Below are 26078 nucleotides of genomic sequence, written 5' to 3'. Positions count from 1 at the left end.
CGGCCGGGCCACGCGGCTCAGTGCGCGCCGCCGACCGTGAGGCGCAGCTCGGGCCGGTCCCACATCACCGCGGGCGGCCGGGCGCGGACGGTGCCGGTGCGCTCGGCGCCGACCCCGAGGTAGAAGCCCTCGGCCGGCGGGTGCGCGACGACGCGTACGGCCGCCAGGCCCGCTCGGCGCGCCTCGTCACGCAGGTGAGCGATGAGCAGACGCCCGATCCCCCGGCCCTGGGCGTCGTCCGCGACGAACATCAGGTCGAGCTCCGGTGGGGACAGGACCAGCGCGTAGAAGCCGAGCACCCGCTCGTCGTCGACAGCCACATGAACGGCGTGCGCCTCGATGTAGGCGGGACCGATCCTGTATCCGGCGACCATCGGCGCGTACGGACCTTCGTAGGCGCGGGACGAGGTGACCAGGCGCGTGAGCCGCTTGGCATCCCGGGCCACGGCGCGCCGCACCCGCACCTCGCCGGCCCGGGGCGCCCGGCCTCGCGTAACGCTCGATCTCATGGTGCGAGTATTACGCACTCCGTGAGCTCCGCACATCCCCCTCCGGCGCGGAGCGCCGCCGACCCTCCTCCGCTCGCCGACGCCGGAGGGCCCCGCATTCAGCGGCCCGCCTTCCGCCCACGCATACGGAACCGGCCGCGCCACGTCACCGTCGAATATTTCTGCCTCGAACGGCATCGAGGGGGTACACGGCTGGTGCAGACAACCCGGCGGCAGTCGAACCGGGCCCCGAACGGAAGGAGTTGACGGGAGTGGAACAGCACGACGCACCGACCGCGAACCGACGGGAGTGTCAGCCATGACGACCGTGGTGATCATCGTTGCCGTCGTCCTGGTGGCAGCGCTCGCCCTCTTCCTCGTGCGCGGCCGAGGAACCGGCGGGCATGGGCTCCGGCGCCGCTTCGGACCCGAGTACGACCGCGTGGTGGCCCGTCACGACGGGGACACGAAGGCGGCCGAGCACGAGCTGTCCGAGCGGGTGAAGCTGCACGGCTCCCTGTCGGAGCAGCCCCTGAGCCCGGAGGCCCGCGCGGAGTACGCCCGCCGCTGGGCCGAGGTGCGGGAACGGTTCATCGACTCCCCCCGGGACGCGGTCGTCGAGGCCGACGCGCTTCTGGCGCAGCTGGCGCGTGACCGGGGCTTCCCGGACGGCGGCGATTTCGAGGAGCAGACGGCCGCCCTCTCGGTCCACCACGCCGAGCAGGTCGGCGGCTACCGCAAGGTGCACACGGCCGTACGCGGCCAGGGCGGTACGGAGGAGATGCGGAAGGCTCTGATCGAGTCCCACGCACTCTTCGACGTACTTCTCGCGGACGCACCGGATGCGTCGGCCCGGACCGGCCGGCACGAGGCGAAAGGCAGTGCATCAGCATGACGGACCACATCGGACGCACGACAGGACCCGTCTCCCCCGAGCAGCCGCGGAGCACCGGCGACCCTGAGGCCCCGCGTGGCGCGGCCGCCGGGACGACGGCGCCGGAGAGGACTTCCGCGGCTTCCGCGGCGGCAACCGGAGTCCCCTCCGGCGCCGAGCGGGAGACGAAGCCGAGGGGCGCGGGCGCGGACACCGCCGGAGTTCCGGCCGCTCCCCGGACGGCTCCTGCTCCCCGGACAGCTCCCGCGGCCCGGACGGCTCCCGAGGCTCAGCGGCCCGCGGCGACCGGCTCGCCCCTGGTCCCCAAGGGCGACCAGGACGAACTGGCCCTGCGCATGCGGCACGCGGTCACCGACTTCGTCGAGAACCCGCGCCGGGCGGTGGAGGAGGCGGAGAGCACGTTCGACGAGATCGTCGCCGGCCTGACCGAGGCACTCGCGGAACGCCGGCGGGCCCTGCGGGCCGGCTGGCGCGAGCAGGACACCGAGGCACAGACGGAGGAGCTGCGTGTGGCGCTCCAGCACTACCGCGACATCAGCGAACAACTGCTGAAGATCTGAGGGGCACGGCCCCTCGCGTGCCGGCCCGGTGCGGAGTCCTCAGGACTGCGCACCGGGCCGACGCGCGTCCGGCAGACGGTCATCGCCTCCGCACCGTCGGCACCCTGCGGCCTCGCACCGCTCGCGCCGAGGCCTCCAGCCGGGCCCCCGGGACGGGATCGCCGGGAAACCGTACGGCCGCGGGGATGTCAGACCGGCACCGTCAGATCCGCGCGCAGCCGCTCGGCCACCGCGGGAGGCAGACGCAGTGCCTTGGTCAGGTAGCCGTCGAGCCCTCCCCAGCGCTCGTCCATGGCGTCCAGGGCCGCCTCCAGGTACCGCGGCCGGGCGTCGACGACCGCGGCCGCGATGTCCGGGTCCCCGCCCGCGTCGAGGAAGCGCCGCAGCGCGGGTCCGAAGGCCGCGCGCACCGCCCGGTTCACGCCGATGAACTCCGCGCGTACGACTTCGCGTGAGGCGCCCGCCGTCATCAGCAGCAGCGCGGCGGCCCATCCCGTACGGCCCTTGCCGGTCGCGCAGTGGAAGAGCAGCGGCCTCGCCCGCGGATCCGCCGCGGTGTCCAGGAAGGCCCGGTAGGCCGCCGCGGCCCCCGGTGAGAGCACCATCTTCCGGTACGTCTGGGCGAACAGTTCCTCGGCCTTGCCCCCGCCGAGCAGGCTCGCTGCCCCGTCCGGGTCACCGAGCAGTGCCCTGAGCCGCGCCGGCGCCACGCCCGGGTTGTCGCCGAGGACGTCGGCGACGAAGAGCCTGGCTCCCGGCGGCAGCCGGTCGGGGGCCCACCGGCGTTCGTCGGCGGTCCGCAGGTCGACGACCGTACGGATACCGAGAGCGGCCACCGCCATGTCGTGATCGGCGTCGAAATCGCTCAGCTGGCCGGAGCGCAGAAGGATGCCCTGCCTCAGGCGGCGGCTGCGCCCCAGGGCGATGCCGCCCAGATCGCGCAGGTTGACGACGGTGGCTGCGGGGACTGCCCGGGCGGTCTGCACGATGAAATGCCTCTTTCCCGACAGACAGAAGTGCAGGTCGGAATCAACGTCGCACGGCGTGCGTGCATCGACAAAGGAAACGTGGGCCACGGGCCGACGAGGGATCAGTCGGCAAGGATCCTGGTCTTCTGGGCGGCGAACTCCGCCTCGGTGAGCGCACCCTGCTGCCTCAGCGCGGCAAGCCTTTCGAGAAGGGTGATGACGTCGTCGCCGCCGTCCACCGGAACGCGCTCGTGGGCCAGGAGCCTCCCGCCCGCCTCTTGGACCGCACGGGTGAGTGGGACCGACCACAGGTCCTCCCACACGATCAGCGCCGCGGAGTCCCCCTCCGACAGACGTTCGAGCACATCGAGGCCCGTAATCTGCGGCAGGCCGGCGTCTGCGCCCTTCGGCGGCTCGAACGAGAGCAGCCCCTCGGGGTCCATCTCGCGCAGGTCCACGCGTTCGAGGGTGCCGGCCGCCGCTCTGCGGGCGAACGTCAGATCGAGGATGCGTGCCGCCTCCGAGGCGACGGCGTCGGCCAGTACGGGCGCGATCGCGTCGGCGAAGCGGCCCCCGGGAAAGGTGACGACGAGGTACTCCACGGGTCCCACGGCCACGGTGCGTCCTTCCCCTGCGGTGCTGGGTCGAATGAAGCTTAACTTCGGTCATTCAGTGACGCACTGTGAAAAATGATGGCGAACCTCTCCCGAGGCCGGTCAGGAATCGAGAAGCGCGAGCAGACCCCCGCCCGTAGCGTGAATCGCATGGACCTCACGCTTTCGACGTGTTTCATCGCCGTCGACGACCACGACAGGGCACTCACCTTCTACCGCGACGTACTCGGCCTGGAGGTACGCAACGACGTCGGGTTCGAGGGGATGCGATGGGTGACCGTCGGCGTTCCGTCGCAGCCCGACGTGGAGATCGTCCTCGAACCGCCGCTCGCCGATCCCGGCGCGTCGGCCGCCGACCGGGCCGCAGCCGCGGACCTGCTGGCCAAGGGGATGCTGCGCGGTGTCATCTTCCGCACCGACGACTGCGACGCCACCTTCGCGCGCATCAGCGCGGCAGGAGGCGAGGTGCTCCAGGAGCCGGTCGACCAGCCGTACGGCGTCCGCGACTGCGCCTTCCGCGACCCCGCGGGCAACATGCTGCGCTTCAGCCAGCCCCGTTCCTGAGAATTCCCCGTTCCGCACGACCGATCTGGTAGACAAACGACCGTCGCCGCGCACGCGCCGGCGACGCAGCAGGCGACCGCGCAGGCGGCCCGCGTAACAGATGGAGACACGACGAGCATGGCCACGAGGACGAACACGCAGTCGCCCACGCTGCATGTTGCCGACAGCCACGATTTGATCCGCGTGCACGGCGCGCGTGTGAACAACCTGAAGGACGTCAGCGTAGAGATCCCGAAGCGCCGGCTGACGGTGTTCACCGGCGTCTCGGGTTCGGGCAAGAGCTCACTCGTCTTCAGCACGATCGCCGCGGAGTCGCAGCGGATGATCAACGAGACCTACAGCGCCTTCGTGCAGGGCTTCATGCCGACGCTCGCACGTCCCGAGGTCGACGTACTCGAAGGTCTGACGACAGCGATCATCGTCGACCAGCAGCGTCTGGGTGCGGACCCGCGGTCGACCGTCGGCACGGTCACCGACGCCAACGCGATGCTGCGCATCCTCTTCAGCCGGCTGGGCGCGCCGCACATCGGCCCGCCCGGCGCGTACGCCTTCAACGTCCCCTCGGTGCGCGCCAGCGGGGCGATCACCGTCGAGCGGGGCAGCAAGAAGACGGTGAAGGCGACCTTCAACCGCACCGGCGGCATGTGCGGGCGGTGCGAGGGAAGGGGCTCGGTCTCCGACATCGACCTCACCCAGCTCTACGACGACTCGAAGTCGATCTCCGAGGGCGCGTTCACCATCCCCGGCTGGAAGTCGGACAGCTTCTGGACCGTGCGGCTCTACGCCGAGTCGGGCTTCCTCGACCCGGACAAGCCGATCAGCAAGTTCACCAAGAAGGAGATGCAGGACTTCCTCCACCACGAGCCGGTCAAGGTGAAGGTCGAGGGCGTCAACCTCACGTACGAAGGGCTGATCCCCAAGATCCAGAAGTCGTTCCTGTCCAAGGACAAGGACGCGATGCAGCCGCACATCCGGGCGTTCGTCGAGCGGGCGGTCACCTTCACCTCCTGCCCCGAGTGCGAGGGCACCCGGCTCAGCGAGGAGGCGAGGTCCTCGAAGATCGGCGGCGTCAGCATCGCCGACGCGTGCGCGATGCAGATCAGCGACCTCGCCGAATGGGTCCGGGGGCTCGACGAGCCGACGGTCGCGCCACTGCTCACCGCGCTGGGGCAGACTCTCGACTCGTTCGTGGAGATCGGCCTCGGCTATCTCGCGCTCGACCGCCCCTCGGGCACCCTGTCCGGCGGCGAGGCGCAGCGCGTCAAGATGATCCGTCACCTGGGCTCCTCGCTCACCGACGTCACCTATGTCTTCGACGAGCCCACCATCGGCCTGCACCCCCATGACATCCAGCGGATGAACGGCCTGCTGCTGCGGCTCCGGGACAAGGGCAACACGGTGCTCGTCGTGGAGCACAAGCCGGAGACGATCGCGATCGCCGACCACGTCGTCGATCTCGGCCCGGCCGCGGGTACGGCGGGGGGCACCGTCTGCTTCGAGGGGACGGTCGAGGGGCTACGGGCGGGAGGCACCGTCACCGGCCGCCACTTCGACGACCGGGCCGCGCTCAAGGAGACCGTACGCAAGCCCACCGGCACCCTGGAGATCCGCGGCGCGACGGCGCACAACCTGCGGAACGTCGACGTCGACGTCCCCCTCGGGGTGCTGGCCGTCGTCACCGGTGTCGCCGGGTCCGGCAAGAGTTCGCTCGTGCACGGGTCGATCCCGGCGGGCGAGAACGTGGTCTCGGTCGACCAGGGCGCTATCCGGGGCTCGCGTCGGAGCAACCCTGCCACCTACACCGGGCTGCTGGACCCGATCCGCAAGGCGTTCGCGAAGGCCAACGGCGTGAAGCCGGCGCTGTTCAGCGCCAACTCCGAGGGCGCCTGCCCCACGTGCAACGGCGCGGGAGTCGTCTACACCGACCTGGGAATGATGGCCGGCGTCTCCACGACCTGCGACGACTGCGAAGGGAAGCGGTTCCAGCCGGCGGTGCTGGAGTACCGCCTCGGCGGGCGCGACATCAGCGAGGTGCTCGCGATGCCGGTGACCGAGGCCGAGGAGTTCTTCGGTGCCGGCGAGGCGGCGACGCCTGCCGCGCACCGTATCCTCGGCCGGCTCGTGGACGTCGGGCTCGGCTACCTGAGCCTCGGCCAGCCGCTCACCACGTTGTCCGGGGGTGAGCGCCAGCGGCTGAAGCTGGCCACCCATATGGCGGAGAAGGGCGGCGTGTACGTACTGGACGAGCCCACCGCCGGCCTCCACCTCGCCGATGTCGAGCAGTTGCTCGGTCTGCTCGACCGGCTCGTCGACTCCGGCAAGTCGGTCATCGTGGTCGAACACCACCAGGCGGTCATGGCGCACGCCGACTGGATCATCGACCTCGGTCCGGGGGCCGGTCATGACGGCGGCACGATCGTCTTCGAGGGGACGCCCGCCGATCTCGTCGCGGCTCGCTCCACCCTCACCGGGGAGCACCTCGCGGCCTACGTCGGCGCCTGAACGGCGACGTCTCGCCAACGCTCTCGCGCTGCGAGGGCGTTGGTGTCGCGCCGTCCCTGGACGGATGAGGGGAAAGGCCGCTTCAAGCAGTAATTCCCGCACAATTCGGAGAGTGCAAGGTCACAGCCTGTGGCCCTGCTGCTCATCGGAGTGCTGACCTAGCATCTGAGCATGACGGTCCTGCCTGCTGACGGGCTCTCTCTGGCCGCCGAGTTCCCCGACCCCTCCCACGACCAGTGGCAGAGCCTTGTCGAAGGCGTACTGCGCAGGTCCGGCAGGGAAGTCACGGGCTCGGCCGCCGAGGAAGCACTGTCCACCGCGCTCGGGGACGGGCTCACCGCCCGCCCTCTGTACACCTCCACCGACGTGTCGGTGGACCCAGGCCTGCCCGGCTTCGCGCCCTTCACCCGGGGCAGCACGGCAGCGGGGAACACCACGGACGGCTGGGACGTGCGCCAGCGTCACGCCCTCACGGATCCCGTGCGCCTGAACGAGGCTCTGCTCGGCGATCTGGAGAACGGTGTCACGTCGCTGTGGCTGGAGGTGGGCGGGCCCGGTGGTGTACCGGTCTCCGGCCTCGCCCGCGCGCTGGAGGGCGTCCACCTCGATCTCGCACCCGTGGTACTCGACGCGGGTGCCGATGCCGGGCCCGCCGTACGGGAGTTGCTCGCGCTCTGCGAGGCGCGGGGCCTCGCGAAGGGGTCCGTGCGAGGCAGCCTCGGCATTGATCCCCTCGGCCACGCAGCGCGCAGCGGCGCGGAGCCGGACCTGACCGAAGCCGTGCACTGGGCACGGCTCTGCTCCGGCGAGTACCCCGGACTGCGGGCACTTGCCGTGGACGCCCTGCCGTACCACGAGGCGGGCGGTTCGGCGGCCGAGGAGCTCGGGCTCTCGCTGGCCACGGGAGTCGCCTGTCTCCGTGCGCTGACGGCGGCCGGGCTCTCCGTCGAGGAGGCGTGCGGACAGCTGGAGTTCCGTTACGCGGCCACGGCCGACCAGTTCCTGACCATTGCGAAGCTGCGCGCGGCCCGGCGGCTGTGGGCCCGTGTCGCCGAGGTCTGCGGGGCTCCGGACGCGGGGGCGCAGCGGCAGCATGCCGTGACGTCGTCCGTGATGATGACCCGCCGTGATCCATGGGTGAACATGCTGCGGACGACGCTTGCCTGCCTGGGCGCGGGCGTCGGCGGCGCCGAGTCCGTCACCGTGCTGCCGTTCGATCACGCGCTGGGCCTGCCGGACGCCTTCGCCCGGCGCATCGCCCGCAACACCTCGACGATCCTCATCGAGGAGTCGCATCTCGCCCGGGTGACCGACCCGGCGGGCGGTTCCTGGTACGTGGAGCGGCTGACCGAAGAACTCGCCGCCGCCGCCTGGTCGTTCTTCCAGGAGGTCGAGCGGGCGGGCGGTCAGGCCGCCGCGCTGCGCTCGGGAATGGTGAGGGAGCGGATCGCGGCCACCTGGGCGGCGCGGAGCAGGGACCTGGCACGGCGCAAGGAGCCTGTCACCGGCGTCAGCGAATTCCCGGCCCTCGCGGAGCGGCCCGTGGAGCGTGAGCCCGCGCCCTCCGCCTCGTGGGACGGCGGGCTGCCCCGGGTCCGGCGCGACGAGGCGTTCGAGGCGCTGCGCGCCCGCTCGGACCGGCATCTGGCGGCCACGGGCAGCCGTCCCCGCGTCTTCCTCGCCGCACTGGGACCGGCTTCGGCGCACACGGCGCGGGCCTCGTTCGCCGCGAACCTCTTCCTGTCGGGCGGCATCGAGCCGGTCCAGGAACCCGTCTCCGTCGACGCCTCGACCGCCGCCTCCGCCTTCGCGGCGAGCGGCGCCACGATCGCCTGTCTGTGCTCGGCGGACGCGCTCTACGCCGAGCAGGCGGAGGGGGTCACAGCTGCCCTCCGGGCTGCGGGCGCCGAGCAGGTGTTCCTCGCGGGACGGCCGGACGCGTTCGCCGGGGCCGACGTCCATGTGTTCGCCGGCTGCGATGTGGTCGCCGTCCTGTCCTCCGTACTCGACCGCATGGGAGTGGCGTGATGCAGACCCCTGAGATCACCGGGTCCTCCGAGGCCCCCGCGCCCGTGGTTCCGGACTTCTCCGATGTGACCCTGACCGGGGCGGCGCCCGCCGAGGTGTCCGAGGACCGGTGGCGGGCCGCGGTGAAGGAGTCGGCGGGCCGCCCGGAGGAGGAACTGCTCTGGGAGACCCCGGAGGGCATCGACGTCAAGCCGCTGTACACCGGACGGGATCTGGAGGGCCTGGACTTCCTCGGTACGTACCCGGGGATCGCACCGTACCTCCGCGGCCCGTACCCGACGATGTACGTCAACCAGCCCTGGACGATCCGTCAGTACGCCGGGTTCTCCACGGCCGAGGAGTCGAACGCCTTCTACCGGCGCAACCTGGCGGCGGGGCAGAAGGGCCTGTCGGTCGCGTTCGACCTGCCGACGCACCGGGGTTACGACAGTGATCACCCCCGGGTGACCGGTGACGTCGGGATGGCGGGTGTGGCCATCGACTCCCTCTACGACATGCGGCAGCTCTTCGACGGCATCCCGCTGGACCGGATGTCGGTGTCGATGACGATGAACGGCGCGGTGCTGCCCGTGCTCGCGCTGTACATCGTGGCCGCGGAGGAGCAGGGCGTCGCGCCCGAGAAGCTGGCCGGGACCATCCAGAACGACATCCTCAAGGAGTTCATGGTCCGCAACACCTACATCTATCCGCCCGGCCCCTCGATGCGGATCATCTCCGACATCTTCGCGTTCACCTCGCAGAAGATGCCGCGCTACAACTCGATCTCGATCTCCGGCTACCACATCCAGGAGGCCGGAGCCACAGCCGATCTGGAGCTGGCGTACACGCTGGCCGACGGGGTGGAGTACCTCCGAGCCGGACAGGCCGCCGGGCTGGACGTGGACGCCTTCGCTCCCCGGCTCTCGTTCTTCTGGGCGATCGGCATGAACTTCTTCATGGAGATCGCGAAGCTGCGCGCGGCACGGCTGCTGTGGGCGAAGCTGGTGAAGGAGTTCGGACCGAAGAACTCCAAGTCGCTCTCGCTGCGCACCCATTCGCAGACGTCGGGCTGGTCTCTCACCGCGCAGGACGTGTTCAACAACGTGACGCGCACCTGTGTCGAGGCGATGGCCGCCACCCAGGGCCACACCCAGTCGCTCCACACCAACGCGCTCGACGAGGCACTCGCCCTGCCGACGGACTTCTCGGCGCGCATCGCCCGCAACACCCAGCTCCTGCTCCAGCAGGAGTCCGGCACCTGCCGGGTCATCGACCCGTGGGGCGGCAGCGCGTACGTCGAGAAGCTGACGCACGATCTGGCGCAGCGGGCCTGGCAGCACATCGAGGAGGTCGAGGCGGCCGGCGGCATGGCCAAGGCCATCGACGCCGGCATCCCGAAGCTCCGCATCGAGGAGGCCGCGGCCCGTACGCAGGCACGGATCGACGGGGGACGCCAGCCTGTCATCGGCGTGAACAAGTACCGCGTGGAGACCGACGAGAAGATCGATGTGCTCAAGGTCGACAACTCCTCGGTGCGCGCCCAGCAGATCGAGAAGCTGCGCCGGCTGCGCGAGGAGCGCGACGAGGAGGCCTGCCAGGCGGCGCTCCGCGCGCTGACCGAGGCGGCGGGGCGGGATCCCGGCCCGGGTCTCGAAGGCAATCTCCTGGCGCTGGCGGTCGACGCGGCCCGGGCGATGGCCACGGTCGGCGAGATCTCGGACGCGCTGGAGAAGGTGTACGGGAGGCACGCGGGCCAGATCCGTACGATCTCCGGGGTGTACCGCAAAGAGGCAGGAGAGTCCCCGTCGGTGGACCGCACCCGCATGCTCGTCGACAGCTTCGAGGAGGCGGAGGGGCGGCGCCCGCGCATTCTCGTCGCGAAGATGGGCCAGGACGGCCACGACCGCGGCCAGAAGGTCATCGCGACGGCCTTCGCCGACCTGGGCTTCGACGTCGACGTCGGCCCGCTCTTCCAGACGCCGGGCGAGGTGGCCCGGCAGGCGGTCGAGGCGGACGTGCACATCGTGGGCGTCTCGTCGCTGGCCGCCGGCCACCTCACGCTCGTACCGGCGCTGCGTGAGGAACTGGCCGCCGAGGGGCGCGAGGACATCATGATCGTGGTGGGCGGGGTTATCCCGCCGCAGGACGTCGAGGCACTGCACGAGGCGGGAGCCGCCGCGGTGTTCCCGCCCGGCACGGTCATCCCGGATGCCGCCCACGACCTGGTCACGCGGCTCGGTGCCGCGCTCGGCCACGAACTGTGAGCCGCTGACGGATGGCGCGGAACATCGACATCGACGCGTACGCCAAGGGCGTGCTCGACGGGAAGCGGGCCTTCGTGGCCCGCGCGATCACCCTCGTCGAGTCGGTCCGCCCCGACCACCGGGTGCTGGCGCAGCGGTTGCTGAGCGAGTTGCTGCCCCATTCGGGGCGGGCCAGGCGGATCGGGATCAGCGGGGTGCCGGGCGTGGGGAAGTCCACGTTCATCGACGCGCTCGGCACGCTGCTGACCGGGCTCGGACACCGGGTCGCGGTGCTGGCCGTGGATCCGTCGTCCAGCCGTACGGGCGGTTCCATCCTGGGTGACAAGACCCGGATGGAGCGGCTCGCGGTGGACCCGCGGGCGTTCGTGCGCCCCTCCCCCACGGCCGGGACGCTCGGCGGGGTCGCCAAGGCGACCCGGGAGTCCATCGTGGTGATGGAGGCGGCCGGCTATGACGTCGTGCTCGTGGAGACGGTCGGCGTCGGGCAGTCGGAGACCACGGTCGCCGGCATGGTCGACACCTTCCTGCTGCTCACCCTGGCCCGCACCGGCGACCAGTTGCAGGGCATCAAGAAGGGCGTGCTGGAGCTCGCCGACGTCATCGCGGTCAACAAGGCCGACGGCCCGCACGAACGCGATGCCCGCTCCGCGGCGCGCGAGCTGGCGGGGGCGCTGCGGCTGATGCACCCGGCGGACGCGGCCTGGACTCCCCCGGTCCTCACGTGCAGCGCCAGGGAGTCGACCGGTCTGGACACCCTGTGGGAACGGCTGGAACAGCACCGTACGCTCCTGGAGTCCACCGGGCGGCTGACGGCCGGACGCCGGGAGCAGCAGGTGGAGTGGACCTGGGCCATGGTCCGCGACGAGCTGCTGGACAGCCTCCGCACCCACCCCGTGGTGCGTACGCTCACTCCGGAGCTCGAACGGCGCGTAAGGGGTGGGGAGTTGACGGCGACTCTGGCCGCCGAGCAGATTCTCGAGGCATTCCGCGAGGGCTCAGCGGAGCCGGACGCCGGGCGCTCGGTGGAGCCGGACCGCCGCTGACCCGCGCGGGATCCTCAAGGCTCATGAAGGGCTTCCTCTCGCTGCTCGCCGGCAGGGGAAGCCCTTCGCCGCGCAACGGCGCGGGACCTTCCCCCTGCCGGCCTTCTCCCTGCGGGAGCTGCCCCCTGCCGGGCCTCTTCCCCCTCCCGGATCCCTCCCTCAGCCAGACCTCTTTCCCTGCACGACCGATCGTGCTATGGTCCGGTCAGCACACGTGAACGCCCGTATCGCACAGGGCGCCGGTGCTTCTCCTCAGCTGTCGGCCGGTCTTCCGATGACCGGCGATCCAGCTTCCCGCACCACCTCTTCCGTCCGGACCGGGCTTCTTCCGCCCGTCGCACGAGGCGTGATCGCGCCGCCTCGCCTTCGCCGGACCTCTCCTTCACCATGTCCGCGTGTCCGCGAAAGGACCCACCATGACCAGCACACTCGAACGCCCCGTGGCCCCGCAGAACCAGCCCGTCCGCACCGCCGGTGTCCTCGACACCACGAGTGACGGACAGGGCGTGCTGCGGACCGACGGCGGCCTTCCCTCCCCCCGCGACATCCGCGTGGCGCCCTCACTGATCCGGCAGCACGGCCTGCGCAAGGGCGATGTCGTCGAAGGTGTCTGTGAGCGCCCTCGGGCGCTGTCCCTCGTCGAGTCTGTCAACGGCCGCCCGGCGCACGAGCTGCGAACCCGGCCGCACTTCCGGGATCTCACCCCGTTGCACCCCTGGGAGCGACTGCGCCTGGAGACACCGGACGGTGGCCCCGCGCCGCGCCTCATCGACCTCGTGTCGCCCGTGGGCAAGGGTCAGCGCGGCCTGATCGTGGCACCCCCGAAGACGGGGAAGACCGTCCTGCTCCAGCAGATCGCCGCGGCGGTCGCCACCAACCACCCCGAGTGCCACCTGATGGTGGTCCTCCTGGACGAGCGGCCCGAGGAAGTCACCGACATGCGCCGTTCCGTGCGGGGCGAGGTGTACTCCTCCACGTTCGACCGGCCCGCCAAGGACCACATCGCGCTCGCGGATCTGGCCGTGGAACGGGCCAGGCGTCTGGTCGAGCAGGGCCAGGACGTCGTGATCCTGCTGGACTCCCTCACCCGGCTGTGCCGCGCGTACAACACGAGCGCCGGGGCCGGCGGGCGCACTCTGAGCGGTGGGGTGGACGCCTCGGCGCTCGCCGGGCCCAAGAAGCTGTTCGGGGCCGCCCGGGCGGCCGAGGAGGGCGGTTCGCTCACCATACTGGCGACCGTGCTGGTGGACACCGGGTCGCGCGCCGACGACTACTTCTTCGAGGAGCTCAAGAGCACCGGCAACATGGAGCTCCGCCTCGACCGGGCGCTGGCGGACCGGCGCGTGTTCCCCGCGGTCGACATCGCCCCCTCCGGCACCCGCCGCGAGGAACTCCTGCTGCCCGCGGCGGAACTGGCCGCCGTACGAGGCCTGCGGCGGGCTCTGCGGTCACGGGACGGACAGGGAATGCTCGAAGCGCTGCTGGACCGGATCCGCAGGACCCCGGACAACGCCGCCTTCCTCCGGCAGGTGAGGCAGACCGTCCCGGACGCGTGACGAGCCTTCCGGCCGCATAGGCTGGGCCGACTACCGGCAAGGGGGGCAACGGATGGATGCGGAAACGCTGTTGGCGCGACGGTTCGAGGAACACCGCGGCCGGCTGCGGGCGATGGCCTACCGCGTACTCGGCTCGGCGACCGAGGCCGAGGACGCCGTGCAGGAAGCCTGGCTGCGGCTCGGCCGCGTGGACGAGTCGGAGATCGAGAACCTGGGCGGCTGGCTGACGACGGTCGTCGGCCGGATCTCCCTCAATCTGCTGCGTGCGCGCGAGACCCGGCGCGAGGACCCGTGGCAGGCGCATCCGGCCGGCCCCGCCGCCGGCCCCGGCGAGTCCGTGGACCCCGAGCACGAGGCCCTGCTCGCCGAATCCGTCGGGCGGGCCATGCTCGTCGTCCTCGACACTCTGTCCCCCGCCGAGCGCCTCGCCTTCGTGCTGCACGACATGTTCGCCGTGCCCTTCGAGGACATCGCCGCCGTCCTGGAGCGCACCCCGGCGTCGACCAGGCAGCTAGCCAGCCGGGCCCGCCGTCGCGTGCAGGGCGCGGATCCGGCCGCAGCCGGGGACACCGACCGCAGGCGCGGTGTCGTGGACGCCTTCCTGGCAGCCTCCCGTGGCGGCGACTTCGAGGCGCTGCTCACCCTGCTCGCGCCGGACGTCGTCCTGCGCGCCGACCCCGCCGCGCTGCTCACCGGCGCGAGCGCCGCACGCGGCGCGTCCGCCGTGGCCAACACGTTCGTGGGACAGGCCAAGGCGGCGCAGCCGGCTCTGGTCGACGGAGTCCCCGGACTCGTGTGGGCACCCGGTGGCCGCCCGAGGGCCGTCATCACCTTCGTCTTCGACGCCGGGACGATCGTGGCACTCGACATGCTGGCCGACCAGGGGACCATCGCCGCTCTCGACCTGCAGATCCTCTGACGCCGTGGCGCGGCGGGCCCGGGGCACCGGGGCCCGCCGCGCCGCGCGATCAGCCCGCGTCGCCCAGCGCGTCGGAGACCAGCGCGCGGGCCTCGTCCTGGACCCTGGCCAGGTGTTCGGCGCCCTGGAAGCTCTCGGCGTACACCTTGTAGACGTCCTCCGTGCCGGAGGGCCTGGCCGCGAACCACGCGCTCTCGGTGCAGACCTTGAGCCCTCCGACGGCCGCGCCGTTGCCCGGCGCCTGAGTGAGCACGGCGGTGATCGGTTCACCGGCCAGGGTGTCGGCGGTGACCTGTTCCGGGGAGAGCCGGGCCAGCACCGCCTTCTGCTCGCGGTCGGCGGGCGCGTCGACCCGGGCGTAGGCAGGATCGCCGAAGCGTGCGGTGAGTTCGGCGTAGTGCTGGGAGGGGGTGGAGCCGGTGACGGCGGTGATCTCGGAGGCCAGCAGGGCGAGCAGGATGCCGTCCTTGTCCGTGGTCCACACCCGGCCGTCGCGGCGCAGGAAGGAGGCGCCGGCGGACTCCTCGCCGCCGAAGCCGAGAGTGCCGCCGAACAGCCCGTCGACGAACCACTTGAATCCGACCGGGACCTCGACCAGTTGCCGTCCGAGGTCCGCCGCCACCCGGTCGATCATGGACGAGGAGACCAGGGTCTTGCCGATGCCCGTGCCGGCGGGCCAGTTCTCCCGGTGGGAGTAGAGATAGCGGATGGCGACGGCCAGATAGTGGTTGGGGTTCATCAGCCCGCCGTCGGGCGTGACGATGCCGTGCCGGTCGGCGTCGGCGTCGTTGCCGGTTGCGATGGTGTAGGCGTCACGCTGCTCGATCAGGGAGGCCATGGCGTACGGCGACGAGCAGTCCATCCGGATCTTGCCGTCCCAGTCCAGCGTCATGAACCGCCAGGTGGGGTCGGCGAGAGGATTGACCACGGTGAGGTCGAGCCGGTGGCGTTCGGCGATCCGCCCCCAGTAGGCGACCGACGCGCCGCCGAGAGGGTCCGCTCCGATCCGGATCCCGGCATCGCGTACGGCGTCCAGGTCGAGGACGGCCGGGAGGTCGTCGACGTAGGCGGTCAGGAAGTCGTGGCGCCCGGTGGTGGCGGCGGCCAGCGCGCGGGCGTACGGGATCCGGCGGACCTCCTTGAGTCCGCCCTCGATGAGGGCGTTGGCCCGGTCCTGGATCCAGGAGGTGGCGTCCGACCCGGCCGGGCCACCGTGCGGCGGGTTGTACTTGAAGCCCCCGTCGGCGGGCGGGTTGTGCGAGGGCGTGACCACGATACCGTCGGCGAGGGCGTCCGTGCGGTCCCGGTTGTACGTCAGGATCGCGTGGGAGACGGCGGGGGTGGGGGTGTATCCGTCGTTCGAGTCGATCAGGACGGTGGCGCCGTTGGCGGCCAGCACCTCGACGGCCGTGATCCGTGCGGGTTCGGACAGCGCGTGGGTATCGGCACCGAGGAACAGCGGCCCGTCGGTGCCCTGGCGCGTGCGGTAGTCGCAGATGGCCTGGGTCGTGGCGGCGATGTGGTCCTCGTTGAAGGCCGCCGCGAGGGCCGAGCCGCGGTGGCCCGAGGTGCCGAAGGCAACGCGCTGGTCCGGCTCGGCCGGGTCGGGGTGCACCGTGTAATAGGCCGTCACCAGCCGTGCCACGTCCACCAGGTCTCCGGGCTGCGCGGGCTGACCGGCCCGTTCGTGAACCATCGCTTCTCCTCTGTCCTCATCGGCCTTTCGCGGACCGCCACGGGGCGGACGATCATCACGAGTTGTACCCCGATACTGCCCCGTCGGCCGCACTCCCGGGCACGGGGACGGAACCAGCAGTACATCCGGAGCGCCATGCAGCCCAGGCCGTGACGGCAGGATTGGCCGATTCACGCGGAGGGCGCGACAAGGGGCGGCAGGGCCGCGAATGCCGGCGGCGGACGAGGGAAATGGCCGGCCGCGGAATTCCGGAGAGCAACTCGCGGGAATTGGCTCCCCTTACCGACCACCCCGTTCCCGGGTTCCCGGAAGGGATGGGGAAGGCACACGGCACTGCCATCATGCGCCACCGCCGGGAGCAAATGCGGTCACCGTGGGTTGACACGCCGCAGCATTCAAAAGCCGGTGACGGAAGGTTCCCTCACGGGCAATCCGAGCGGACACGCGCGCGAGTCGTACGTGTTTTCCCACCCATGGTCTGTCACAGTGCGTTTCGGTTTTACCCACTTGATCGCCGCCGCCATATTCCTTACCGCCGGTGTTTACCGAACCGGTTCCTCGGGGGCATGTGAAAGCGAGCCGTGAGTGCTGCAGAAGAGTTGTTCCGAGGAGAACCGGCTGACGGTCCTACACCTGGTCCAGCCTGTGGAGGGCGGCGTCGCCCGGGTCGTCACCGACCTCGTCGCGGCTCAGGTCCGGGCAGGGCTGCGCCCCGTGGTGGCCTGCCCCGCGGGCGGTCCGCTGGCGGACGGGGCCGCCACCGCCGGGGCCCGCGTCCGCGTCTGGCCGGCGGAGCGCGCTCCCGGCCCCGGGCTGGTGCGGGAGGTCGCCACTGCGAGCCGTCTGATCCGTGCCTGCGCCCCCGACGTGGTCCATGCCCACAGTTCGAAGGCGGGGCTCGCGGGCCGGCTGGCTGTGCGCGGCCGGGTTCCGACCGTGTTCCAGCCGCACGCCTGGTCGTTCGAGGCCCTGGAGGGCAGGGCCGCCGGACGCGCGAGGGCGTGGGAGCGGCTCGCGGCACGCTGGAGCGACCGCATCCTCTGCGTCAGCGAGTCGGAGCGTCGAGCCGGGCTGGGCGCCGGCATCACCGCGCGCTGGTCGGTGATCCACAACGGGATCGACCTCACCCGCTTCCGGCCTGCCGGCGCGGAGGCCTCGGTGGCGGCCCGTGCCGCGCTCCCGCTGCTCGGCGGTGTCCCCGCGGACGCGCCCCTGGCCGTGTGCGTCGGACGGCTGAGCCGGCAGAAGGGCCAGGACGTTCTGCTGCGCGCATGGCGGTCGGCCTCCGTGTCCGGTGCCCGGCTGGTGCTCGTCGGCGACGGACCGTACGCGGAGCGGCTGCGGCAGGACGCGCCTCCCGGTGTGCTGTTCGCCGGGGCGAGCGCGGATGTGCGGACCTGGATCCACGCGGCGGATCTGCTGGTGCTGCCCTCCCGCTGGGAGGGAATGGCGCTGGCCCCCTTGGAGGCCATGGCCTGTGGCGTTCCCGTACTGCTCTCCGACGTGAACGGGGCGAGGGAGAGCCTGCCCCCCGGACACGCGGCCCACTGCCTCGTGCCACCGGAGGACCCCTCTGCTCTCGCGTCGGCACTCATCGCCCTGCTGACCGACCCGGCGCTGCGGACCGAGCTGGGTCGCACGGCGCAGAGGCGCACCCGCTCGGTCTTCGACGTGACGAAGACGGCCGGAGCGGTCCTGGGCCTCTACGAGGAAGTTGTCGGCCAGTCCCGCACCATGACGAGGAAGCGCACCGAGCGATGACGACGGAGAGTGCACCTGTTCCCCGAGCCGCCCAGGCGACCGCCGTGGGGCGTGCGGCGTACGCGATCCGCCCGCCTCGCAGCGGAAGCGATGGGCCGTCGGCCCCGGCCCTGGCGGGCCGCAGGCGCCGGGCCGCTCCGGCCGCCCTCGTGGCCGGCGACTGCCTGGCGCTCGGGCTGGCAGCGGTGCTGGCCGTCCCCTGGCCCTGGCCCCCGGTCGTCCTCCTCCTCCAGGGCGTGGCCCAGCTGCTCCTGAACGCCTACCGGGGCCTGTACAGGACCGGGCTGTCCCCCTCCGTCCTGGCCGAGCTGCCCGCACTGGCCGGTCTCGCCCTGGTGCAGTGGTACACCACCGCCGAGGTGATGGCGGCGTACGGTTCCCGGCACGCGCCGGGCTGGGCCGCTCTGGGCTGCGCGGCCCTCGCCCAGACGCTGCTGAGCTGCGCGCTGCGCGCCGTCGTGCACCGGGCCCGGATCCGGTCGGCCGCCCGCGATCCGCAGTCCACGCTGATCGTGGGTGACGGTCCGGCGGCCGACCGGATCGGTGCCGTGCTCCAGGAGCATCCGCGCTACGGGATGCGGCCGGTCGGCCGGGTGGGCTCCCGTCCCGACGGCGACTCCCCGCTGCCCGTCCTCACGTCGGTGCAGGACGCCGGGCGTGCGGTGATCCAGAACTCGGTGCGCCATGTGGTCTTCACGGTCACGCCCGAGACCGCGCCGGACGGCGAGGAGCTCTTCGCGCTGTTCGCCCGGCACGGCTGCCGGGTGTGGCTGATCACCGATCAGGGAACGGCCGCACACTTCAGGAGCACCGCCCGCCCTGACCACGTGTGGGGTTTCGCCGTCCACGCGCTGCGTACCGGACCGCACCGGCCGGTGGGATTCCGGGTGAAGCGGGCCATGGACGCCACGCTGGCGGCGATCGCCCTGGTCCTGGCCGCTCCGGTGATGGCCACGTGCGCCCTCGCCGTACGCCTGTGTGACGGCCCCGGCGCCCTCTTCCGGCAGGAGCGCATCGGCCGGGACGGGCGGCCGTTCGTCCTGCTGAAGTTCCGCACTCTTCGGCCGGCGGACGCGCACGAGTCGGCCACCCGGTGGAACGTGTCCGCGGACCGGCGCATGAGCCGCGTCGGCAGGATGCTGCGCAGGACGTCGCTCGACGAACTGCCGCAGTTGTGGAACGTGGTGCGCGGTGACATGAGCCTTGTCGGGCCCCGCCCCGAGCGTCCCTATTTCGTCGAGCAGTTCAGCCGCGCGTATCCCGGTTACCGGGCCCGGCACCGGATGCCGGTGGGCATCACAGGGCTCGCGCAGGTGCACGGTCTGCGCGGTGACACCTCGATCGAGGACCGGGCGCGCTTCGACAACAGGTACATCGAGACATGGTCGCTGTGGCAGGACGTGTGCGTGCTCGCTCGCACGGCCGGCTCGGTGTTCCGGCTCGGGGGCAGCTGAACCGTGACGCTCACCATGACCGCGCCACCCGCCCCCCGGCCGGACGTGCTGCCGCCCGAACCCGGCGCGGCCACCGCGCTCCACCGCACCTGGCGCAGCCGATGGCCGCTGCTGCCGCTGGTCGCGACCGTCCTGCTGGTGGCCGTCCCCTTCGAGGGCGCCGAGGGCGGTGCCACGCTCGGCGCGACGGCGGCCGATCTCCTGTCGGGCGTGGCCGTCCTGGTATGCGCCGGACACCTGCTGTTCCTGCGGCGGCGGCCTCTCACCCCGGCCGCGGCGCTCGTGCTGGGCCTGCCTGTCGTGGGTATCGCCCTGGCCACGGTGTGCGCCGCGGACCCGGCGGCGGCCCTGCCCGGCTTCGTACGTCATCTACAGGTCTTCGTCCTCGTACCGGCCGCCGTCCTTCTGCTGGTACGGGACGCGCGGGACTTCCGGTTCCTCGCCGGTGCGCTCGTCCTGCTCGCCGTCGTCCAGGGCACGACAGGCATTCACCAGTACGCCACCGGCTCCGGCGCCTCGTACATGGGCGAGGACATCCGCGCGGTCGGCACCTTCGGCCCCGGCGACGTGATGGGCATGGCCACGGTCGTCGGCTACGGGCTGCTCGCGGCGGCCGCGTACGCGTTGCGCACCCCTGCGGGCGCTCCCCGGTGGCTGAGGCCCTGGGCCTCGGTGACCGCCGCGCTGCTCGTCGTCCCGCTCGCGTTGTCCTTCAGCCGGGGCGCCTGGATCGCGACGGCGGCCGGCGCCCTCGTCGTCGTCGCGCTGACCGGGTTCCGGCAGGCGGTCCGCGCACTGGCGGTGCTGGGCGCGGCCGGAGTCGTGCTCGTCGGCGGCTTCGGCGTCGGCTCCGAGATGATCTCGCAGCGGCTCACCAGCATCACCGAGGTGGCGAGCGCGCCGGACCGGTCGGTCAACGACCGCTACACGATGTGGGCTGCGGCCGAGGGCATGTGGCGCGAGCACCCGGCGGCCGGGGTCGGCCTCAAGGGCTTCCCCGCGCACCGCGACGCGCACGCCTCGATCGGGCTCTCCGCGGGGAGCGACACGGCGGGGGCCGGGCAGGAGTTCCGCAGGCAGCCGCTGCTCTCCCCTCACAACATGTACCTGCTGGTGCTCAGCGAGCAGGGGCTGATCGGTCTCACCGCGCTGGCCGGGTCGTGGGCGGCGCTCCTGATCGCAGGCGTACGCAGACTGCTGTCCGCGCGGAAGCGGGGATCCGCCGCCGTCGACTGCGGTCTCGTCGCGGTCGGCCTGATGACCTGGCAGACCGTCGACTTCCTGTACGCCGACATCGGCGGCCCCTCCACCGTGCTCACCGGCATCGTGCTCGGTCTGGCCGCGTGGTGGGCGCTCGCCGAGCCGGAGAGGACGGCCGCGGCGTGAGCGGCACCGCCGCGGGTACGGCCGCGGAGGCGAAGGCCACCCCACCGCCCATGCCTGACACCGCGGCAGGTCCCGGGCGCTTCCTGGCCCGGGCGGCCGGCGGCGCGGCGGGGCTGACCGTCGTCGCGGCCCTGCTGGGTCTCGTCCGGGACCAGGCCGTCGCCCGGCTCTTCGGCGCCAGTCACGCCAGCGACGCCTTCCTGATCGCCTGGACCGTGCCGGAGATGGCGGCCACGCTGCTGATCGAGGACGGCATGGCGCTGCTGCTCGTCCCCGCGTTCAGCCTGGCGTTGACCCGGCGCGCCTCCGGCGGGCAGGCACAGGACCCCGTACGCGCCCTGGTCGCGGCGACCCTGCCCCGGCTGTCCGCCGCGCTGGCATGCGCCGGCGCCCTGCTGGTCTGGGGTGCCCCCTGGGCCGTCGCCGTCCTGGCACCCGGGCTGGACGATCCCCGGCTCGCCGTGGACTGCACCCGTCTGACGGCCGTCACGGTCCTGACGTTCGGCGTCACCGGCTACTTCAGCGCCGCCCTGCGGGCGCACGGCCGCTTCCTGGCTCCCGCCGGGGTCTACATCGCGTACAACGCCGGCATCATCGGGATGACCCTGGCGCTGCACTCCGTCTGGGGCGTGCGCGCGGCCGCCGCCGGGGTGGCGGTGGGCAGCCTGCTCATGATCCTGACCCTGCTGCCCACGTTCGTACGGCTGGTGCCCGCCGGGCGCGGACGGACGGGCGCGAAGGTACGCCGGGTGCACGGCCCGGCCCTGCTCGGCGCGACGGTACTGGCACCGGTCGTCCTGTTCGTGCTGAGCCGTCAGTCGCAGGTGCTCGTCGAGCGGTTCCTCGCCTCGTCCCTGCCGGACGGGGCGATCTCCCACCTCAACTACGCGCAGAAGGTCGCGCAGCTGCCGATGGTGCTGTCGATGATGATCTGCACCGTCACCTTCCCCGTCGTCGCGCGGGCCATGGCTTCCGGTGACCGGGAGGGCGCACGTCAGCGGGTCGAACGCGACCTCGCGCTGGCGGGAACCGTGGTTCTGCTGGGCACCGCCATGGTGTTCGGATGCGCGCCGCAGATCATCGAGGCCCTGTTCCAGCGGGGCGCCTTCGACGCGGCGGACACGGCCGCCACGGCGGGGGTCATGCGCGTCTACGCGCTCGGCCTGCTCGGCCACACGCTGGTCGGCGCCCTGTGCCGGCCGTTCTTCTCGACGGGCAGGCCCACCTGGTACCCGCTCGGCGCGATGGGCGCGGGCCTCGTGGTGACCACCGGTGCCGGGGCGGTCCTGACCGCTCCTTTCGGAGTGGCCGGCATCGCCGCCGCCAACGCGGCGGGCATCAGCACGGCGGCTCTGGCAATGCTCCTGGGGCTCCGTTCGCGGGCGGTGGCGGTCCGGGCCCCGGCGGTCGCCCTCTCCCTGGCCCGTCCGGCGGTGTCGGCGGCAGTGGCGGCGGCGGCCGGGATGTCGGCCGCCGGCCTCGTACCGGGGGCGCTGCCCGGTCTGGCGGCCGGCTGTCTCGTCGTCCCCCTCGCGTTCCTCCTCACCTCCCTCGTCCTCAGAGCCCCCGAAGCCCTGCATCTGCTGGCCCTCATCCGACAGAGGTTCCCCCATGGCCGCTGACACCTCGCCACTCCGTGTGCGCACGCTCCCCCGACGGTCCCAGCCGTGGATCCTCACCTATCACTCGGTGAGCGATCCGGCGGACGATCCGTACGGCATCACCGTCTCCGCACGCCGCCTGGACGAGCAGCTGACCTGGCTGCGACGACGGGGGCTGACCGGGGTGGGCGTCTCGGCGTTGCTGCGCGACCGGGCCGCCGGCGGGCGCGGTCTGGTCGGGCTGACCTTCGACGACGGGTACGCCGACTTCCTCGACGAGGCTCTCCCCGTTCTGCTCGCCCACGGCTTCACCGCCACCGTGTTCGTCCTGGCGGGCCGGCCGGGCGGCTCCAACACCTGGGATGCGCTGGGCCCTCGCAGACCGCTGCTGACCGAGGAGGGGATCCGCACGGTCGCCGCCGCCGGCATGGAAGTGGGCTCCCACGGCCTGCTCCACCGGGATCTGACCAAGCTGTCCGACGACGAGCTGCGCGGGGAGACGCTGGGCAGCCGGGAGGCGCTGGCCCGTATCACCGGGGAGGCCCCAACGGGCTTCTGCTATCCGTACGGCACGGCCGACCCGCGGGTCCTCGGCGCGGTGCGGGACGCGGGATACGCGTACGGCTGCGCCCTCGTCCCGGGCTCCCTGACAGGACCGCTCGCCCTCGCGCGCACCCATGTCAGCCACGCGGACCGGGGGGCCCGGCTGCGGGCCAAGGAGGTGCGGCACCGGCTGCGGTACCGCTGCGCCGCCCCCGCCGGGGCGGGTGAAGCAGCGTGAGGGCGCTGCATGTCATCACCGGGCTCGGTGTCGGCGGGGCGGAGCAGCAGCTGCGGCTGCTGGTGCGTCATCTGCCGGTGCGCTGCGACGTCGTGACGCTCACCAACCCGGGTGCCGTCGCGGAGGGGCTGCGCGCCGACGGCGTCCGTGTCCTGCATCTGGGGATGCGGAGCAACCGTGACCTCGCCGCCGTGCCCAGGCTGGCCCGGCTCATCCGCCGTGGCTCGTACGACCTCGTCCACACGCACCTGTACCGGGCGTGCGTCTACGGCCGGATCGCCGCGCGGCTCGCCGGCACCCCTGTGGTGTCGACGGAACACTCGCTGGGGCACGCGGAGATCGAGGGCCGCCCGCTGACCCGCGGCACCAAGGAGCTGTATCTGCGCACCGAGCGGCTCGGCGAGGCGACGGTCGCCGTGTCCGAGACGGTCGCCGCCCGGCTCCGCGACTGGGGGGTGCCCTCCGCCCGCATCCACACCGTGCCCAACGGCGTCGACGTGGCCGCGTTCCGCTTCGACGCTGGCCGGCGCCGCGCCACCCGCGCGCTGCTGGGGATCCCGGAGGGTGCCTTCGTGGCCGGCGGTGTGGGCAGGCTCGTCCCCGGCAAGCGCTTCGACGTGGCGCTGCGCGCCGTCGCGGCCCTGCCGGACACATGGCTCGTACTGGCCGGGGGCGGTCCGGAGGCCGGGCCGCTGCGGGCGCTCGCCGCGCGGCTGGGCGTGGAGGCCCGCGTCCGGTTCCTCGGGGAGTGCGGCCCCGCGGGCACGGCTCCGGGGGTCCCCGCCGTGCTCGGCGCGGTGGACGCGTTCGTCTCGGCGTCCCGTGAGGAGTCCTTCGGGCTGGCCGCCGTAGAGGCGCTGGCCTCCGGGCTGCCCGTGGTCCACGCGGCCTGTCCGGCCATCGAGGACCTGCCGGGCCCGGTGCCGGGGACGATCCGTATCGGATCCTCCGCCGGGGATCCCACGGGCGAACTGACAGCCGCGCTGGGGCGTCTGCGGGCGGGCGGCACCCGCCGGCTGCCTCCGCCGCCCGACCTCGACCACTACGACATCAGGCTCAGCAGCCGGCGCCTCATGGACGTCTACGCACAGGCCACCGCCCCCGTCACCACGACCGAGAGAGCACACCCATGACCGATTCGCCCGCGCAGGAGCCGGCCGTCCCCGGACGGTTCCGCAGGCTCCGCCCCGCATTCGTACGGCCCAGTTGGTGGCCCCTGCCCGCCTGTGTCCTGCTCGGCGCCGCGTGCGGACTCTCGTACGGGATGCTCGCCACACCCGAGTACGCGGCCACCGGTTACGCCATGGTCACCGCGGGGAAGGACGTCGACCCGGCCGCGGCACTGGGTTACGCGCAGTCGTACGGCCGGCTGGCCACCAGCGACGCCACCCTCGGCTACGCCAAGGGGGCGGCCGGGGAGCCGGTGCGCGAACTGCGCACGCACGTGCTGTCCGAGACCTCCCCCGACTCACCCATGATCTCGATCACCGGTACATCGGAGGACCCGGACCGCGCCGCGGACATCGCCAACGCGGTGACCGAGGCCATGGTCGTCAGCAGCGGGCACGTCGCGAAGGAGACCGGCGTGAAGCTGGTCAAGTTCTCCCACGCGGTGCCGCCCGGCGATCCCGTCTCCCCGTCCGTGCCACTGGGCACCGCGGTGGGGGCGAGCGCGGGCGGCCTGGCCGGCGGGCTGGTGCTGCTCGTGCGGCCCCGGGCCGGACGCCGGGACGTCACCGCCCAGGTGCCGGGCCCCGCCCAGGGCGGCACGGCCGCCGCCCCGGCCGGAGAACGGGAGCTCGCGCGATGAGAGCGGACCTCCGTGGACGGCTCTCCGTCACCCTCTGCCGGGATCTTCCGGAGTTCACCGGCCTCGCCGCCGAGTGGGACGCGCTGCACCGCCGCTGCCCTACCGCCACGCCGTTCCAGAGCCACGCGTGGCTGCACTCGTGGTGGCTCTCCTACGGGACCCCCGGCAGGCTCCGGGTCGTCCTGGCACGCCGTAACGGCCGGCTGATCGGCGCGGCACCGCTGATGCTCGCGCACCGGCCCATGCCGCTGCTGGTGCCGATGGGCGGTGCGATCTCCGACTACTTCGACATCCTGGTGGACGGCGAGGACCCGCAAGGCGCGGTCACGGCTCTGGAACGCGGGCTCCACCGCGCCGCCACGCACACGGTCCTCGACCTGCGCGAGGTGAGGCCCGGCTCCTCCGCGCACCTGCTGGCAGATGCCTGGTCCGGCGCGCGGAGCAGCCTCACCGACTCGACCTGCCTGGAGCTGCCCGCCGAACCCATCGACCTCCTCATCGGGCGGATGCCCGGGCCACGCGCACAGCGGGCGCGGGCCAAGCTGCGCAAGATCGACAAGTTGGGGATCGAGTGCCACGAGGTGCCCGTCCACCGGGTGTCGGTCGCGATCGGCAACCTGCTGAGGCTGCACGAACTCCAGTGGACGGGCCGGGGGGTCAACGCGGAGCATCTGCGGTCCCGTTTCAGCTCCCATCTGGTGCGTTCCACCCGCCGGATGGTGCGCGACGGCGAGGCCACGCTCAAGGAGTTCGTACTCGACGGGCAGGTGGTGGCCGCCGATCTGACGCTGCGGTCCTCGCGGTTGACGGGCGGATACCTGTACGGCGCCGATCCCGGGCTCAGGCAGCGGGTGGACGTCTCCTCGATGCTCATGCGCGAGCTGGCACGCGAAGCGGCACGTCCGGAGCGGGGAACCCTGAGTCTGCTGCGCGGTTCGGAGCAGTACAAGGGCCACTGGGCTCCCGTGCCGGTGCCCAACCAGCGGCTGCTGCTGGCACGTTCCTCGCTCGATCCGGTGCTGCGGCTGCGTGAGGCGCAGGTGGCCGCTCGGGACCGGGCGGCCCGGAGTGTGAAGGCCCGCTTCCCCTCGGCGCGGGACTGGCGCGGCGTACTGAGCGAGCTCCCGTCGGCCGGGCGCACGTGGGTCGGGCGGAGTTGATCCTAGATGATGACTTTTGCGGTGATCCGTTACCGTCTGCGGACTTACG

The 26078-nt window shown here is 72.4% G+C and carries 21 protein-coding genes; 17 read left to right on the top strand and 4 right to left on the bottom strand.

Annotation, left to right across the window (positions count from 1 at the left end; all coding sequences use genetic code 11):
• Window positions 1–17: 17 nt before the first annotated feature.
• Complete coding sequence (locus ABZY45_RS12185) at window positions 18–509, bottom strand: GNAT family N-acetyltransferase (protein WP_356738893.1); 492 nt, start codon at window positions 507–509, stop codon at window positions 18–20.
• 298 nt (window positions 510–807) lie between these two features.
• Here ABZY45_RS12185 and ABZY45_RS12180 point away from each other — a divergent pair, with 298 nt between their 5' ends.
• A complete protein-coding gene (locus ABZY45_RS12180) occupies window positions 808–1383 on the top strand; it encodes a hypothetical protein (protein WP_356738891.1) in 576 nt (191 codons plus the stop codon).
• Window positions 1380–1943 carry a hypothetical protein gene (locus tag ABZY45_RS12175; protein WP_356738888.1) on the top strand — a complete coding sequence of 188 codons (564 nt, stop codon included), beginning with the start codon at window positions 1380–1382 and terminating at the stop codon, window positions 1941–1943. The genes ABZY45_RS12180 and ABZY45_RS12175 overlap by 4 nt, the downstream gene beginning before the upstream one ends.
• Before the next feature lie 188 nt (window positions 1944–2131).
• On the opposite strand, the gene ABZY45_RS12170 is transcribed toward ABZY45_RS12175, so the two are convergent.
• Window positions 2132–2929 carry a tyrosine-protein phosphatase gene (locus ABZY45_RS12170; RefSeq protein ID WP_356738885.1) on the bottom strand — a complete coding sequence of 266 codons (798 nt, stop codon included), beginning with the start codon at window positions 2927–2929 and terminating at the stop codon, window positions 2132–2134.
• 104 nt (window positions 2930–3033) lie between these two features.
• Window positions 3034–3528: a DUF6325 family protein gene (locus tag ABZY45_RS12165; RefSeq protein WP_356738883.1), complete on the bottom strand. Its 495-nt coding sequence runs from the start codon at window positions 3526–3528 to the stop codon at window positions 3034–3036.
• A 147-nt stretch (window positions 3529–3675) separates the two neighbouring features.
• Between ABZY45_RS12165 and ABZY45_RS12160 the strand changes: the two genes are divergently transcribed.
• The 7 genes from ABZY45_RS12160 (at window position 3676) to ABZY45_RS12130 (ending at window position 14380) form a co-directional block, all read left to right on the top strand.
• On the top strand, window positions 3676–4089 hold the full coding sequence (locus tag ABZY45_RS12160) for a VOC family protein (RefSeq protein WP_356738881.1): 414 nt from the start codon (window positions 3676–3678) through the stop codon (window positions 4087–4089).
• A 117-nt stretch (window positions 4090–4206) separates the two neighbouring features.
• Window positions 4207–6591: an excinuclease ABC subunit UvrA gene (locus ABZY45_RS12155; RefSeq protein WP_356738879.1), complete on the top strand. Its 2385-nt coding sequence runs from the start codon at window positions 4207–4209 to the stop codon at window positions 6589–6591.
• A 171-nt stretch (window positions 6592–6762) separates the two neighbouring features.
• Window positions 6763–8619, top strand: coding sequence for a methylmalonyl-CoA mutase small subunit (mutA, locus tag ABZY45_RS12150; protein ID WP_356738877.1), 1857 nt, complete (start codon window positions 6763–6765; stop codon window positions 8617–8619).
• Window positions 8619–10862: a methylmalonyl-CoA mutase gene (scpA, locus tag ABZY45_RS12145; protein ID WP_356738875.1), complete on the top strand. Its 2244-nt coding sequence runs from the start codon at window positions 8619–8621 to the stop codon at window positions 10860–10862. Before mutA ends, scpA begins: the two co-directional genes overlap by 1 nt.
• 11 nt (window positions 10863–10873) lie before the next feature.
• Window positions 10874–11905: a methylmalonyl Co-A mutase-associated GTPase MeaB gene (meaB, locus tag ABZY45_RS12140; protein WP_356738873.1), complete on the top strand. Its 1032-nt coding sequence runs from the start codon at window positions 10874–10876 to the stop codon at window positions 11903–11905.
• Window positions 11906–12321: 416 nt separating this feature from the next.
• Window positions 12322–13461, top strand: a complete 1140-nt coding sequence (gene rho / locus ABZY45_RS12135; protein WP_356738871.1) for a transcription termination factor Rho — start codon at window positions 12322–12324, stop codon at window positions 13459–13461.
• A 52-nt stretch (window positions 13462–13513) separates the two neighbouring features.
• Complete coding sequence (locus ABZY45_RS12130) at window positions 13514–14380, top strand: sigma-70 family RNA polymerase sigma factor (RefSeq protein ID WP_356738869.1); 867 nt, start codon at window positions 13514–13516, stop codon at window positions 14378–14380.
• A 49-nt stretch (window positions 14381–14429) separates the two neighbouring features.
• Here the strand turns inward: ABZY45_RS12130 and pgm are convergent, their stop codons facing one another.
• On the bottom strand, window positions 14430–16076 hold the full coding sequence (gene pgm / locus ABZY45_RS12125) for a phosphoglucomutase (alpha-D-glucose-1,6-bisphosphate-dependent) (RefSeq protein ID WP_356738866.1): 1647 nt from the start codon (window positions 16074–16076) through the stop codon (window positions 14430–14432).
• A 585-nt stretch (window positions 16077–16661) separates the two neighbouring features.
• On the opposite strand from pgm, the gene ABZY45_RS12120 reads away from it, so the two are divergent.
• From ABZY45_RS12120 to ABZY45_RS12085, 8 genes are read left to right on the top strand one after another with little or no spacing between them, the layout of a single operon-like run.
• Window positions 16662–17837, top strand: a complete 1176-nt coding sequence (locus ABZY45_RS12120; protein ID WP_356738864.1) for a glycosyltransferase family 4 protein — start codon at window positions 16662–16664, stop codon at window positions 17835–17837.
• A complete protein-coding gene (locus ABZY45_RS12115; RefSeq protein WP_356738861.1) occupies window positions 17834–19291 on the top strand; it encodes a sugar transferase in 1458 nt (485 codons plus the stop codon). The genes ABZY45_RS12120 and ABZY45_RS12115 overlap by 4 nt, the downstream gene beginning before the upstream one ends.
• A 15-nt stretch (window positions 19292–19306) precedes the next feature.
• Entirely contained in the window at window positions 19307–20677 is a 1371-nt protein-coding gene (locus tag ABZY45_RS12110) for an O-antigen ligase family protein (RefSeq protein WP_356738859.1), read from the top strand.
• A 50-nt stretch (window positions 20678–20727) separates the two neighbouring features.
• A complete protein-coding gene (locus ABZY45_RS12105; protein ID WP_356739673.1) occupies window positions 20728–22299 on the top strand; it encodes a lipid II flippase MurJ in 1572 nt (523 codons plus the stop codon).
• Entirely contained in the window at window positions 22289–23059 is a 771-nt protein-coding gene (locus ABZY45_RS12100; protein ID WP_356738857.1) for a polysaccharide deacetylase family protein, read from the top strand. The genes ABZY45_RS12105 and ABZY45_RS12100 overlap by 11 nt, the downstream gene beginning before the upstream one ends.
• Window positions 23056–24192: a glycosyltransferase gene (locus ABZY45_RS12095; protein ID WP_356738855.1), complete on the top strand. Its 1137-nt coding sequence runs from the start codon at window positions 23056–23058 to the stop codon at window positions 24190–24192. Before ABZY45_RS12100 ends, ABZY45_RS12095 begins: the two co-directional genes overlap by 4 nt.
• Window positions 24189–24869, top strand: coding sequence for a lipopolysaccharide biosynthesis protein (locus tag ABZY45_RS12090; protein ID WP_356738853.1), 681 nt, complete (start codon window positions 24189–24191; stop codon window positions 24867–24869). The genes ABZY45_RS12095 and ABZY45_RS12090 overlap by 4 nt, the downstream gene beginning before the upstream one ends.
• Window positions 24866–26029: a GNAT family N-acetyltransferase gene (locus ABZY45_RS12085; RefSeq protein ID WP_356738851.1), complete on the top strand. Its 1164-nt coding sequence runs from the start codon at window positions 24866–24868 to the stop codon at window positions 26027–26029. Before ABZY45_RS12090 ends, ABZY45_RS12085 begins: the two co-directional genes overlap by 4 nt.
• The last annotated feature ends 49 nt before the right edge of the window (window positions 26030–26078 follow it).

The sequence above is a fragment of the Streptomyces sp. NPDC006516 genome, from assembly GCF_040611875.1.
Taxonomy (GTDB): Bacteria; Actinomycetota; Actinomycetes; order Streptomycetales; family Streptomycetaceae; genus Streptomyces.
Note: the sequence above shows the minus strand (reverse complement) of the source record. Positions and strands in the feature narration are given on the sequence as shown.

What these genes read in the sequence shown, in the direction of transcription:
- ABZY45_RS12100 (WP_356738857.1), top strand. Translation starts at nt 22,289, where the DNA reads ATGGCCGCTGACACCTCGCCACTCCGTGTGCGCACGCTCCCCCGACGG.
- pgm (WP_356738866.1), bottom strand. Translation starts at nt 16,076, where the DNA reads ATGGTTCACGAACGGGCCGGTCAGCCCGCGCAGCCCGGAGACCTGGTG.
- rho (WP_356738871.1), top strand. Translation starts at nt 12,322, where the DNA reads ATGACCAGCACACTCGAACGCCCCGTGGCCCCGCAGAACCAGCCCGTC.
- ABZY45_RS12085 (WP_356738851.1), top strand. Translation starts at nt 24,866, where the DNA reads ATGAGAGCGGACCTCCGTGGACGGCTCTCCGTCACCCTCTGCCGGGAT.
- ABZY45_RS12185 (WP_356738893.1), bottom strand. Translation starts at nt 509, where the DNA reads ATGAGATCGAGCGTTACGCGAGGCCGGGCGCCCCGGGCCGGCGAGGTG.
- mutA (WP_356738877.1), top strand. Translation starts at nt 6,763, where the DNA reads ATGACGGTCCTGCCTGCTGACGGGCTCTCTCTGGCCGCCGAGTTCCCC.
- scpA (WP_356738875.1), top strand. Translation starts at nt 8,619, where the DNA reads ATGCAGACCCCTGAGATCACCGGGTCCTCCGAGGCCCCCGCGCCCGTG.
- ABZY45_RS12175 (WP_356738888.1), top strand. Translation starts at nt 1,380, where the DNA reads ATGACGGACCACATCGGACGCACGACAGGACCCGTCTCCCCCGAGCAG.
- ABZY45_RS12160 (WP_356738881.1), top strand. Translation starts at nt 3,676, where the DNA reads ATGGACCTCACGCTTTCGACGTGTTTCATCGCCGTCGACGACCACGAC.
- ABZY45_RS12090 (WP_356738853.1), top strand. Translation starts at nt 24,189, where the DNA reads ATGACCGATTCGCCCGCGCAGGAGCCGGCCGTCCCCGGACGGTTCCGC.
- ABZY45_RS12130 (WP_356738869.1), top strand. Translation starts at nt 13,514, where the DNA reads ATGGATGCGGAAACGCTGTTGGCGCGACGGTTCGAGGAACACCGCGGC.
- ABZY45_RS12110 (WP_356738859.1), top strand. Translation starts at nt 19,307, where the DNA reads ATGACCGCGCCACCCGCCCCCCGGCCGGACGTGCTGCCGCCCGAACCC.
- meaB (WP_356738873.1), top strand. Translation starts at nt 10,874, where the DNA reads ATGGCGCGGAACATCGACATCGACGCGTACGCCAAGGGCGTGCTCGAC.
- ABZY45_RS12115 (WP_356738861.1), top strand. Translation starts at nt 17,834, where the DNA reads ATGACGACGGAGAGTGCACCTGTTCCCCGAGCCGCCCAGGCGACCGCC.
- ABZY45_RS12155 (WP_356738879.1), top strand. Translation starts at nt 4,207, where the DNA reads ATGGCCACGAGGACGAACACGCAGTCGCCCACGCTGCATGTTGCCGAC.
- ABZY45_RS12105 (WP_356739673.1), top strand. Translation starts at nt 20,728, where the DNA reads ATGCCTGACACCGCGGCAGGTCCCGGGCGCTTCCTGGCCCGGGCGGCC.
- ABZY45_RS12180 (WP_356738891.1), top strand. Translation starts at nt 808, where the DNA reads ATGACGACCGTGGTGATCATCGTTGCCGTCGTCCTGGTGGCAGCGCTC.